Origin of the sequence: Botrimarina sp. (genome assembly GCF_040219535.1) — a bacterium.
Lineage (GTDB): Bacteria > Planctomycetota > Planctomycetia > Pirellulales > Lacipirellulaceae > Botrimarina.
The window spans coordinates 23,943-37,683 of sequence record NZ_JAVJSH010000018.1 but is presented as its reverse complement, the minus strand read 5'-3'; the positions used below and the strand labels follow the sequence as shown (position 1 = coordinate 37,683).

Sequence of the window (13,741 nt, the reverse complement as noted above, 5' to 3'; positions counted from 1 at the left end):
GGGTTCGGGGACGATCGGGACGCGGACGCTGCGGGGCGACGTGGTGAACCGGGCGACGATCGACGTCGACCTCGACCTGCGGCTCGACGACGCCGAAGCCACCTACACCAATCAAGGAACGATCGATATCGCAAGCGGACGGTCGCTGAGTATTTCCGGTGATGGCTTCTCGCAAACGGCGGATGGCGTGATTCGCACACGCGCTGACTCGGCCGCGACGGTTGGCCGGATCGCGTCAACGGGCTTTGTCAACCTGGCCGGCCAGCTGGGGGTGGTTCCCGAGTCCGGATACGCGCCCGAGTCGGGCGAGATGCTCCAGCCCCTGACCTATGGCGCCAGGTCCGGTGAGCTCTCAATTGTCGATATCGGTTTGCCGAGCGGTCTCGCGTTCTTGCCCAACTACGAGGCGAACGCGTTGACCTTGACGGTCGGGCTGCCGCTGCGAGCCGCCGGTTACGTCGATACGGGAACTAGCGGCGGCGCTGTTACGATCGACCAAACGCTAGAGGTAGCGTCGCAGGCGCGGAACGCTTGGTCAGAGCTGCTCGGCGGAGAGGCGTTCTTCGACGACATTGACCTGCGAGTCGCCGACCTGGCGCCGGGCCTATTGGGCTTCGCTACCGAATCGACCGTCTGGTTGGACGACGATGCGGCGGGCCTCGGTTGGTGGATCGATGCAAGCCCTGAGGACGACGTCGAGTTCACCATCGAGAACGGCGGCCTTGTCGCGACAACCGCCGATGCGGCCGCCGGAGTCGACCTGCTGACAGTGCTCACCCACGAGTACGGTCACGTGCTCGGCCTCGCGGACCTCGATCCTTCCTCGTCGCCCACGAGCGTGATGGCGGCGACGCTGATGCCGGGCGTGCGAAGGCTGCCAACCGGCGAGGACGCGGCCCGCGCCGCGGGCCGTGGCGTTCTAGGACCGATGGGAGCGGCGACCCCGCTACCCGACAGCCGCGGGAAAGACTTCTGGCTAGCGTTCCCCGGCAGCATCGGTCTCACCGGCGAGGCGGCCGAGCTCAGCTTGCGGATCACTGGCGAGCGATCAACCAGCGGCGTGGTTGAGATCCCCGGACTCGATTTCTCCCAGAGCTTCACCGTCACGCCTGGCGAAGAAACGTTCGTCTCGTTGCCGCTAGAAGCGGACCTCAGCTTCAGCTCGGGCAGCGTCACGCAGAAGGGTGTGCATGTCACTGCGCTGGACGAGGTCACGGTGTACGGCGTGAGCCGCGCCGTGGAGACGGCCGATGTCTTCCTTGGCTTGCCGACCGACATCCTCGGCACGGCTCACGTGGTCTTGGGCTATAAGAACCTCGACGTGACGCCCGAGGTATTCGAGACTTTCCCCGGCACGCAGCTGGCGATCGCCGCCAGCCAAGACGGGACAACGGTCACGATCACCCCGACGGTCACCACGGCGGGTTTCACCGCCGGCATGCCGTTCCCGATCACGCTCGACGCCGGCGAGACCTTCCTGCTGCAGAACACGGCAGGCGAGCCCAGCGACCTCTCGGGCACCGTGATCACGAGCGACCGACCGGTGGCCGTCTTTGGCGGCCACTCTGCGGCGAACGTACCCGGTCCTGCTGTCGGCTTCGCGGACTACCTAGTGGAGCAGCTCCTCCCGGTGGACCAGTGGGGAACGGAGTTCCTGACCACGCCACTCGCAACACGCGACGGGGGCGACACGTTTCGGGTGATCGCTTCGGAGGCCGACACGCAGGTCTCCGTCAATGGAGCGGTGGTCGCGAACCTCGGCGTGGGAGAAGTTTACGAGACGCTGCTCTTCACGGCGTCTCTGGTCACAGCGGACAAGCCGGTTCTCGTCGCCCAGTACGCCAACAGCGCTCAGTTTGACGAGACGACGAGCGACCCCTTCATGACGCTCGTCCCGGCGATCGATCAGTTCCTCGGCGGCTACAACGTCACGACCAACGTTGCCGGCATCGAAGCGCACTACCTCAACCTTGTTGCGCCGGTCGGCACGACGGTGACCCTCAACGGCGAGGCGATCCCAGCCGACGAGTTCACTGCGATCGCCGACAGCGGATTCACGGCAGCGACGATCCCCGTCGAGGCGGGCTTGCACCGGCTGAGCAGCCCGCAGGCCTTTGGGGCGATCGTTTACGGCTTTGGGTCGGACGAGTCGTACGGCTACCCGGCCGGCTTGGCGGTCGATCCCGAGGTCCCGCTGGTGGCCTCGTCGATCGAGCTGACGCCCGAGTCGAGCGTCACTTCGATTGCCGACACGCTGGCGCTCGCCGCGACGATCCGTGACCAGAATGGTGACCCGCTGCCCGGTGTGTCGGTCGAGTTCGTCGTGAGCGGCGCGAACGCCGAGCGGCAGTTTGTGGTGACCGACGCCTTGGGGGTAGCGCGATTTGCCTACGACGCCAACGCGGTGGGCGTCGACACCATCACCGCGAAGGCCGGGTTCTTTAGCGATGCGGCGACGAATGAGTGGGTTGTCGGTCTGCTCGACATCGCTATCGACGAGCCGAGCGACGGGACCGAGTTCGCCGCCGGGGCCACAATCGTCGTCACGGGGCGAGCCACCGCAGCGCAAGGGACGGAGCTAGCCGCCGTGCTGGTCAGCGGCAAGCCGGTCGGTGCGGTGGACAGTGCGGGCAACTTCTTCACCGAGGTGATCGTCCAAGCGGGCGTCAACGAGCTTGAGTTTGTCGCGATCGACGACTTCGGCCAGCGGGCGAGCCAGACGCTCACGCTTCGAGGGCAGACGCCGCAGCCTCGCCAGCTCGATATCGACCTGTTCAGCGACCTCCTGACGGCGAGCTTCGAGGCCGAGTACGGGCACACGTCGTACAATCGCGCGACGGGTGAGTTGTTCGCCGGCCTTGCGGTGAGGAACGTTGGGTCCTTCGAGGTCGACGCCCCGCTGGTTGTTGTCATCGACGCTCTGAGCACCGCTTCGGTGCGGGCGCTCCGAACGACCGGCGTGACGCCCGAGGGACGCCCCTACTACGACTACAGCGCGGACATCGACGGCGGGGTCCTCTCCGGTGGAGAGAGGACGGGGGAGCGAACCCTGCGCTTCGCCGTGCCGAGGGCTGAACGGTTCACGTACAGCCTCGCTCCCTACGGCCAGGTCAACCAAGCGCCCCGCTTCGGCACGACGCCCGAAGCGGAGGCCCTGGTAGGCATGCCGTTCCGTTATGCGGCTCGGGCGACCGATCCCGACGGAGACGCGCTGAAGTACGAGCTGATCAGCGGTCCCGTCGACGCGGCGTTCTCGGACGGCGTTCTGACCTGGACGCCGACGAGCGAAGACTCGGGAACACACGACGTGGTGGTGCGAGTCACCGACGGACGTGGTGGCGTGGCCGAGCAGCGGTTTACGTTGTCGGTGAAGGCGGCGCCGCCGAACCGACCGCCCCGGCTCACGAGCGCCCCGGTCGTGACAGCGAGCGTTGGCGCAGCGTACCGGTATCAAGTTAGGGCGACCGACTCCGACGGGGATCCGCTGACGTACACGCTGGCCGAGGCCCCGGAGGAGATGCAGGTCGACTCGAGCGGCGCTATTACGTGGACACCGACCGGCGCCGACGCGGGGCTGCGTGACGTGACGCTCCTTGTGGAAGACGGGAGCGGCGGGTCGACGCGTCAGCGCTTCACGGTTCTCGTCGGCAAACAGGTTGGCGATCAGCCGCCGGTCATCCTCTCCTCGCCGCCGCTCTTCGCTCTCTCGGGCCAAGAGTACGCCTACGACATCGACGCCGTCGACGCCGACGGTGACCCGATCACCTACCGTCTGCTATCTGGTCCGGCGGGCATGACTTTGGACGGGTCCACGGGGGAGCTCCGCTGGACCGCCTCGGAAGGGGTTACCCTCACTTTCGACGATCTCGCGCACAACCAGAACGCGTTCCTGGGGATCGACCAACTCGGGAGCGAATCGCTCACACGTTACGAAGCGAACGGCTACGTGATCGAGGCTCTGAGCCCGAACCTTTTGGGCCTGGGCGCCTACGGCTCGGCTAGCGCCGAGTACTCCGGATCGCCCGCGTTGTCCAATCGCACGGTGACCGGCGTAACCCGCCTCACTTCGATCGACAACTCGCCGTTCACGCTCGGGAGCATCGACGTCGCGGAGGCCGGTTCTAGCGGCGGCGCGGCGGCGACGATCACCCTGATCGGCGAGCTCGCAAGCGGCGGCGAGGTGCGGCAGACGCTTACGACCGACGGGAATAACTTCAGCCCGCAGACCTTTGACCTAGCAGGCTTCAAAGATGTCCTAAGCGTTACCTGGAGGCAGTCGAGCCCGTTCCACCAAATCGACAACCTCCGGCTATCCAACGCCACGCGTACCACCGAGCAAGAGTTCGACGTGACGATCGCGGCCGACGATGGCCGCGGCGGAATCGCGACGCAGGCGTACACGCTCTTCACGACACCGACGCGTCCCAACGAAGACCCGGTCATCATCACTGCAAATCTGCCGACAACGGCGGTGGTGGGCCAGAGTTACGGCTTCTTCCTCGGGGCGAGCGATCCCGACGGCGACCCGATCGTGTTTTCCGAAGGTTCGGCGCCGCAGGGGCTATCGGTCAACCCGGAGAACGGGCTGGTAACGTGGACGCCGCTGGCGAGCCAGTTGGGCCAGCAAAGCGTGACGCTGATGGTCGCCGACGCGTTCGGCGGACACGACTCGGTCACCTTCACGGTCAACGTCGGCGCGGCCGAGGCAAATCTCGACCCGGAGATCAACCCCAACCCGAACACCGATGCTATCGGGGACGTGCTCTACGAGTACCAAGTGATCGCATCGGACCCCAATGGCGACTTGTTGACCTACGAGCTGGTCGACCCGCCCGAGGGGATGCAGATCGACCCCCGCCGCGGGTTGATCACATGGACCCCGACCGATGAGACGCCGCTCGACCCGGTCGAGGACGCCAACATCGACATCCTCGGCAGCGCCGAGGTGACCGTTCGGGTGAACGATGGGCGAGGCGGGGAGGACACGCTCACGTACGTGGTCTTAGTCCGCGCCGTCGACAACTTGCCCCCGCGGATCGACTCGCTGCCACCCGACACGGCCGTCTTCGGCGAAACCTACGTCTACGACGCCTTCGCCAGCGACCTCGACGGCGACGAACTGACGTTCAGCTTGCTGGCGGTCAACAACCTCGGCGCGGACGACGAGCCGCTCACGGCGAGCAGCTTCTCGATCCCCGAAGGCGAAACGCTCGCGGAGATGTTGGCGGAGCGGGGCAGCCTCAATATCGGCTCCTTCACGATCCCGGCCGGAATGACGATCGACGCCCAGACCGGTCGGCTGGTCTGGACGCCCGGGCTGGGCGATTTCGTCGATGCTTTTGACACCGGGCAGATCGATCCGGACACGGGCGAGCCGATCGTTGAGCCAATCCTCAACCTCGACGCGAGCGGCGATTTTGCGGTCAAGGAGATCCTCATTAAGGTTGAGGACGGCAAGGGCGGCTTCGATGTGCAGCAGTTCCCCATCACCGTCTTCGTGCCCAATGCGGCGCCGGTGATCACCAGCGACGCGCCCCTAACGGCGGTAGCCGGTCTGCCGTACCGCTACTCGGTCGCCGCGCAAGACGCCGACGGCGACCCGATTACGTTCGATCTGGCCGCTCCCGTTCCGAACCTGTCGATCAATCAATCGACGGGTGTGCTCGACTTCACGCCCGCGACGAACCAGGTGGGTCCCGTGGAGGTGACAGTCGTCGCGCGAGACGATCAGGGCGGTCAGGGCGAGCAGACGTTCACCATCGAGGTGGCAGAGGAAGGCGCCAACGCGTTGCCGGTCGTCTTCTCGAGCCTCCCCAGGCGTGTCGCGTTGGGGGGGCAGCTGATTTACTCGATCGAAGCGCTCGACCCGAATGGCGATCCCCTCACCTTCACACTCGAAGAAGGCCCCACCGGCGTGGTGCTTGGAGCGCCCGGCGAGCCGGCCAACCTGCTGCGGTGGACTCCCACACCCGACCAAGTCGGCCCCAACACGATCCGAATCGCGATCAGTGACGGTCGAGGGGGCGTCGTTCAACAATCGGGCGAGGTGCAGGTAGTCGTCGACGCGACGAATGCTCCGCCGAGCATCGACTCGCAGCCCCCCTTGGCGGCGGTGATCGACGCGCCGTACGCCTACGACGTTGCCGCGAGCGACCCGGAGGGCGACACGCTGGTCTACGAGCTCGCCAAGCGCCCGGTTGGGATGTCGATCGACGCCCTCAGCGGAGCGGTGCGCTGGACGCCGACCGCCGAGCAGCTTGGCCTCCAAGAGGTCGTGGTGAGGGTGATCGACACCCTTGGGGGCACTGCGACGCAGACCTTCACGGTCTACGTGAACCCCGTCAACTCGGCGCCTCGCATCGACACCGACCCGGTGACCGAAGCCTTCGTTGATCGGCTGTACGCCTATGGCGTCGGCGCGGTCGACCCAGAGGGCGACCTGCTCGGGATCGAGCTGGTCGCTGGCCCCGAGGGGATGACGCTCGACACCCAGACGGGCGTGATACTCTGGCGACCAGAGGCTTCGGAGCTAGGGTCGCATCAGGTCGAGGTCCGAGTGACCGATGGCCTGCTGGACGCCACGCAATCCTTTGACGTGGTCGTCAGCGAGGCGCCGGCGAACCTCGCGCCGCGGATCACGTCAACCGCGCCGACGGCCGCCCAGGTCGGCGTGCAGCTAGTCTACGAGGCGATGGCGGTCGACCCGGAGGGCGAGGACGTTCGGTTCGAGCTGGCCAGCGGTGCGCCCGAGGGCGTCGCGATCGACCCGACCGGCCTGTTGCTATGGACACCCGCCGCCGGCCAAGAGGGACCCGCCCGGGTAACGATCGAGGCGGTCGATCCCCAAGGAGGAAGGGGGCGCCAGACGTTCCAACTCGAGGTGAGGGCTGAGAACCGGCTGCCGCGACTCATCGGCGCGCCGATCACGACCGCGCTGGCGGGCGAGACCTACGTGATGAATTTCCCGGTCGTCGACGACGACGGGGACGTGCTGCGGTTTGCGGTCGAGAACGGCCCGGAGGGGCTCTCGATCGACGCATCGGGGCGCGTGAAGTGGGACACCGCGGTTGGAGACGTCGGCGTCTACCCGGTGGCGTTGACCGCGGGTGACGCCATCGGCTTCGTCCGATTGCGCTACGACCTGACGGTGCGCGGCGACGAACGGGCGCCCGATGTGTTGGTCACGCTATCGAAAGACCAAGCCAGCGTGGGCGACCGGGTGAGCGTCAAGGTCACCGCCGTGGACGACGTGCGGGTCGACTCGCTGACAGCGACCGTCAACGGCGAGCCGCTGGTGCTCGACGCCAACGGCGGCGCCTTCATCGACGCAACCGAGATCGGGCTGCTCGAGGTTGTCGCCACGGCCGTCGATCCGGTGGGGAACGTCTCGACCAGTTCGGCCCTCTTGTCGGTGACCGACCCGAGTATTGTCGGCGACCCGGTCGTTGAGCTGCTCTCACCGGCCTACGGCGAAGTGATCACGGGGCCGATCGACTTGATAGGCGCCGTGAACGACCCCGATCTGGCGTTCTACACGATCGAGGTGGCGCCGCTGGTAGGCGACGGCGGATTCGTAGAGATCGCCCGCGGGACAGGCAACGTCGACGGCGGCGTGCTGGGGCGGTTCGACCCCTCGATGCTGCAGAACGACGAGTACCTGCTGCGGCTCTACGCCGTGGACGCCGGCGGCAACGACGCGGAGATCCAGACAGCCGTCAGCGTGGCGGGCGACCTCAAGCTGGGCAACTACACGCTCAGCTTCGTTGACCTCACGGTCCCGGTTTCGGGTGTGCCGATCGTCGTGTCGCGCACCTACGACACCCTCACCGCCAACGAGCAAAGCGACTTCGGCTACGGGTGGCGCCTCGAGATCCACGACACGGACCTACGCACCAGCGTCCCCGAATCGGGCCTCGAAGAAGACGGCATCTACAATCCTTACTTCTTTGGCGCCCGGGTCTACGTGACCACGCCCGAAGGGGGTCGCGAAGGCTTTACCTTCGAGCCGCGTTTGAAGCCGGGATTCGCCAATGCGTATCTCGCGCTGGCCGGCGCCGCGATCTGGGAGCCGCGGTTCGTCCCCGACAGCGGTGTGACAAGCACCCTCACCGTCGAGAACTACGACCTCTTCAACAACGGCGGCCAGTTCAACGGGTTCGGGTCGAGCCTCGCCTACAACCCTGCCAGCTCCGCCTTCGGCGGGAAGTTTACGCTGACCACCAAAGAGGGGCTCGTCTACGAGATCGACGGCGACTCCGGCGACGCCGACCTGATCCGGGACCGCAACGGCAACGAGCTGATCTTCGAGGAAGACGGCATCCGTAGCTCCTCCGGGCCGCGTATCCGCTTCGAGAAAGACGCACGCGGGCGGATCACGGCGCTTATCGATCCGGAAGAGAACCGCGTCGAGTACGCCTACGACGCGGCGGGCGACCTCGTCTCGGTGACCGACCGGGAAGGCGCGGTCACCCGGTTCGTGTACCGCACCGACCGGCCGCACTACCTCGACGAGGTAATCGATCCCTTTGGCCGAACCGGCGCGAAGAGCGTGTACGACGAGGACGGCCGGCTCAGCCGGATCGTCGACGCCGACGGCGAGGAGATCCGGCTCGAGTACGACCCGGAAGATTCCGCGGTCACCCAGGTCGACCAGCTGGGTAACCCGACAGAGATCGTCTACGACGCCCGTGGGAACGTCGTCCGCCAGATCGACCCGGAAGGACTGGTGTCGCTCTACGAGTACGCCGACCCGAACAACCCGACGCTCGAGACGAAGATCACCCAGGTCCTTGCCGACGGCACGGAACTCGTGACCCGCTTCGAATACGACGCCCGCGGAAACGTCTTAAAAGAGACCGACCCCAATGGCGACGTAACCCGCTTCACCTACAACCAATTCGGCGACGTCGTCACGACAACCGACGCCAACGGGGCCACGACGTCTAACCGCTACGACAGCGTCGGAAACCTGCTGTCGGCCACCGACGCCGACGGCGTCGCGACGAGCATCGCCTACGACAGCTCGGGCAACCCGACGACGCTGTCGATTGGCGGAAACGAGACCACGTTTGAATACGACTCGCGCGGCAACGTCACCCGACAAGAAGACGCCGCGGGCACGGTCCGTGCCTTCGAGTACGACGGCAACGGCAATCAGCTCCGCGAGTCGGTCACCTACTCCACCGGCGGCGGCTTAAGCACCGTCGTCACCGAGAACGACTACGACGACGAGGGCCGGATCGTCGGGACCGTTGTCCGTCAGGACGGCGTCGTCCTGTCACAGTCCGGCACAACTCACGACGCGGCGGGCAACACGGTCGCCACGTCCGACGCACTCGGCCGCGTGACGCGATTCGTGCACGACCAGCGCGGCCTGTTGACCGAGACGATCCTGCCGGACGACACGCCGCTCGACGACCGGGACAACCTCCGCACCCGCACCGCCTACAACGCCGCAGGCCAGGTCGTCGAGCAGACCGACGAGGCCGGTCGCGTCACCCGCTTCGAATACGACCGAGCCGGCCGACAGACCAAGGTCTTCCTGCCAGACGACACCCCCGGCGATCTCAACGACAACCCCTTCACCGAGACCGTCTACGACCGCGCGGGCCGTGTAACCGCCGAGATCGACCCGCTCGGCAACGCTACGCATTTTGTCTACGACGCCACCGGCGCGCTGTCCACCACCATTCTGCCCGACGAGACCCCCGGAGACCTGACCGACAACCCCCGCGTCGTCGACGCCTACGACGACGCCGGCCGACGCACGACTTCGACCGACCCGCTCGGCCGCACCAGCACCTTCGCCTACACCGCTGGCGGGATGCTTACGGCGACCGTCTACGCCGACGGAACTCGATCCTCGAACGGCTTCGACAACCAGCGCCGGCTCACTTCGCGCACCGATCAGAACGGCGTCACGACCAGTTACGAGTACAACGAGCTCGGTCAGCTCACCGCGGTCATTCAGTCGCTCGAAGATCGCCAATTGCGGACCGAGTACGAATACGACGGGCTCGGCAACCTCGTAATTCAGCGCGACGCATTGGGCCGCGAGACCCGCTACGAGTACGACGGCCTCGGACGGCGCACCAAGACAATCCTGCCAGACGGGACGCCCGCGGACCTCAGCGACAACTTCTTCAGCACGGCCGACTACGACGCGGTCGGCCGCGTCACGTCGACGACCGATTTCAACGGTCAAACGATCCGCCTCGAGTACGACGCGCTCGATCGCCTGGTCCTAAAGGACCTGCCGGAGGGGACAGACGTCGAATTCACTTACACGGCGACCGGCCAACGGGAAACGGTCACCGACGCCCGTGGCGTCACCCGCTACGAGTACGACGCCCAGGACCGCCTGCTCCAGCGGATCGACCCGGACGGCGCGTCGATCGCTTACACGTACGACGCGGCAGGCAACCGCACGAGCGTCACGACGACCGTCCCAGGAAACGCCCCGAGGACGACCGACTACACGTTCGACGTTCAGAACCGCCTCCGTACCGTCGCCGATCCCGAGGGCGGTCTAACGGTCTACTCCTACGACGCGGCGAGCCAGCTAGTCCGAACCGAGTTGCCCAACGGGACCTACGAGACCCGTTCCTACGACGACCTCGGCCGCATCTTGTCGGTTGAGTCGTTCGGCCCGAGCGGGGAGATCCTCGTCGGCTTCCACTACACGCTCGACCTGGCCGGCAACCGTTTACAGATTCGAGAAGAGTCGGCCGAGGGCTGGCGGTTGGTCGACTACGCGTACGACGACCTCTACCGCCTGACTGCGGAGGAGATGTACGAAGACATCCCGAGCTTGGGTGATCCGGCGGTGCAGTTCGATGCGGACAGCGAGGTTGTCGACCGGGCCATCGAGTACGCTTACGACGATGTGGGCAACCGTCTCGAACGCGCTGACTCGGCGGAGGGCGTCTCTATCTACGCCTACGACGAGATGGATCGTCTTCTGCTGGAGACGCTCACCGAGACGGGCGGGGGTCTAGTCGAAACAGAGTACGCGTACGACAGCAACGGGAATACACTCTCGAAGTCCTCCATGCGGAACGGGGCAGCGGCAGATCAGGCGCTCTACGAATGGGATGTTGAGAATCGGTTGATCGCGGCGGACACGGATGGCGACGGGTTAAGTGACGCGAACTATTTGTACGATCCAGGCGGACTGCGTGTGAGCCGGGTCGTAGGGGGCACCCCCACGCTTTACTTGCTCGATACGAATAGGAGGTACTCCCAGACGTTAGAGGAGTACACGGAGGGCGGCGTGATCAACGCATCGTACGTGTTTGGAGCAGATCTGATATCGCAGCTGCGAGACAGTGTAAAGATCTACTATCACACAGACGGAAGCGGAAGCGTTCGCGCGCTCAGCGATATTGCTGCAGTGCTACAGTATCACTATGAATACGATGCGTACGGACGGATTTCTAGCGTCGTGGGATCCACGACAGATTCCTACCTGTTTAGCGGCGAGTACCGAGACGCGGAGGTCGGCCTCGACTATTTGAGAGCGAGATTCTTTGATCCAAGCGTTGGTCGTTTTGTGTCTGCGGATCCATTCGGCGGTATACCACAGAACCCGCTTACGCTAAATGGATATGCGTATGCTAATGACAATCCGATCAACTATGCCGATCCAAGCGGTTACTTATCGCTCGCAGAGATCAATGTTGTACAGGGTATAAAGAGCGTATTCAGTGCACTTCGAACTTTCACGCAGGTCAAGTCGCTCCGCACTGCATTCACATCTGTCGGTGAGTTTGTCAACTTCATACAGGTCGCCCAGGTGCTGGTGGTTGGGGGCTACCTTGTTGCAGCTGATCTCGCCGAAGGAAAGTTCAGCGGTGCGATCGGCTTCAAGAAGCCAGAGGGCCAGAAGACAGGCAGCATCGACGCGTTGGATTTACGTTGGGGACGAAATACCGTCGGCGAAGACTTTTTTACGCTCGCATTGGACTTGGCGCCGGCTGGGCCGGGAAGAGTTAGTGGTGGTAAATTCCGGCTCGCGGTGAATCTTGATACGAGCGAGGTTAAGTTCCAGTTTGGCGCAAATTTTAATCTGTTCAAAGTGGCAGTGTTCAGCGAAGAGATCGCGAAGTTGGATGCGATATTCCGTGCTAATGTTCCTCTCGGGACGGTGGTTAACCTAAACTTGTACAACAGTCCGTCTCTGAAAGGCGGTTTGGAGGCGACCTTCCTAAAGTTTGGGCGATTCTCAGTGCCATTGGTGGAGGTTAAAGGCGGCGGATTCGAGTTTCTTGGGCGAGTTTCTGGGTCGGACCTTTTCTAGAGTGCAATCCCGATCTGTGTAGGCATGTTCGGCTGATGCTTATTCTCCCCGTGCCAGAAGGACCTGGCATGGAGGCCTACTCAGACGACCTGCGTGAGCGGGTAGTGGAAGCCCACAACCGTGGCGCGGGCAGCCTGTGTGAGCAGGCGGAGCTGTTCGGGGTGAGTCGTTCCTGGGTCGGCAAGCTCTTGCGGCCATCGGGAGCGAGCGTGCATCGTGGCGATCCGGCAGCGGCACGGGCCGCCGCGGATGCTCAGCGGCGAGCCGCGCAAGCCGCCCCAAGCCTCCAAGAACGCGACGCTCCTCTACGCTTGCATCTGCCTCGCCTACGCGTTCGAAGACCCGCCTGCCGGTCCATCCCAGTTCGGGAACGCGCTCTTCAGTCGGTCGACCGTGTGCCGCCACTTCGGGGAGGTCGGCTGGCAGACCGTATTCTGGTTGCCGAAGAGGCCGATCTCGTTGAACGCCTGCTCGATCGGGACCGTGTCGAGCCACTGGACGCGGACAAAGTGCTCGGCCCGCTCCTCGTCGTCAGTGTCCCGGCGAAGCGTCTGGGCGTTGCTGAGGACCTCGAGGGCGGGCCGGTCGCCTTCTGGCGTGGGGATCTGGAAGTCACGGACGGGGACGACGCCCTCGAGAACCCGCCCGACGCCGACGTAGCCGACCTTAGGGACGTTCACCCAGACCCGATCGCCGGGGCTGAGCAGGTTGAGCGTCCGAGTGTACCAAGAGCCGCCGCCGGCGCTAATGAAGCCGTATCGGCGGGCGTCGTCCCACGGGCGGTCGGCCCCGAACGAGGCGTAGTACTCGCCGTTCCACGGCTCTTTTTTGTCGCCCCGCTTGGCCGCCGTGGTGGCGGTGACGTTCGCTTGGGTCTCGGCCGGGTCGATGAGCCACGCCCTGCTGAGCAGCTTCTCTCCGCCTAGCTCGAAGACCTGAAAGAACAGCACGTTGATCGCGATGTCGCGGGCGTTGAGGTAGCCGATGATCCGCTCGCTGGCGTGGTCGAGCTCGGCCGCGACGACGACGATCTGGTGCGACTCGTTGAGCGCTTCGACGTCGAGGGCCTGGCCGAACCGCTCGCGGAACGCGGCGGTGAGGCTGCCGCCGCCGGAGAACCTCTGGTAGATCTGGCTGATCTCGTCGGCCGAGAGCTTCTCGACCCACGCCGCGTAGTCGATCGCCTGGGCGACGATCTCGCGGGGCGTCTTGTCGCGCTTCAGCTCGATGAGCACGAGCGACGCGTCGGGGGCGATCGCGAGCAGGTCGATCCGACCCCCCATGCCGGTTTGCTCTTGCTGCCCGATCAGCATCCACTCGCTCGAGAGGATCTCGGGCGACGCGACGATCATTTCCTCGAGCTGCTGCTCGCTGAGGAGCGTGCTCGCGGCGACCGGCGCCGGCTTGTCGCCGACGGTCCAGAGGGCGTGCTGGATCGGCATC

At 65.1% G+C, this 13,741-nt stretch carries 3 protein-coding genes; 1 reads left to right on the top strand and 2 read right to left on the bottom strand.

Features of this window, described 5'->3' with window-relative positions; genetic code table 11:
• The first annotated feature begins 43 nt into the window (after positions 1-43).
• Positions 44-12,298: a putative Ig domain-containing protein gene (locus RIC11_RS10080; RefSeq protein ID WP_350210837.1), complete on the top strand. Its 12,255-nt coding sequence runs from the start codon at positions 44-46 to the stop codon at positions 12,296-12,298.
• Positions 12,299-12,378: 80 nt separating this feature from the next.
• Here RIC11_RS10080 and RIC11_RS10075 read toward each other — a convergent pair whose 3' ends face one another.
• Both RIC11_RS10075 and RIC11_RS10070 read right to left on the bottom strand, forming a co-directional pair.
• Positions 12,379-12,513: a hypothetical protein gene (locus RIC11_RS10075; RefSeq protein ID WP_350210835.1), complete on the bottom strand. Its 135-nt coding sequence runs from the start codon at positions 12,511-12,513 to the stop codon at positions 12,379-12,381.
• Positions 12,514-12,624: 111 nt separating this feature from the next.
• A complete protein-coding gene (locus RIC11_RS10070) occupies positions 12,625-13,740 on the bottom strand; it encodes a DUF8606 domain-containing protein (RefSeq protein ID WP_350210833.1) in 1,116 nt (371 codons plus the stop codon).
• Position 13,741: the final 1 nt, after the last annotated feature.

Excerpts from the sequence above, each read along its gene's own strand:
- RIC11_RS10075 (WP_350210835.1), bottom strand. The coding sequence starts at position 12,513 with ATGCACGCTCGCTCCCGATGGCCGCAAGAGCTTGCCGACCCAGGAACG.
- RIC11_RS10070 (WP_350210833.1), bottom strand. The coding sequence starts at position 13,740 with ATGCCGATCCAGCACGCCCTCTGGACCGTCGGCGACAAGCCGGCGCCG.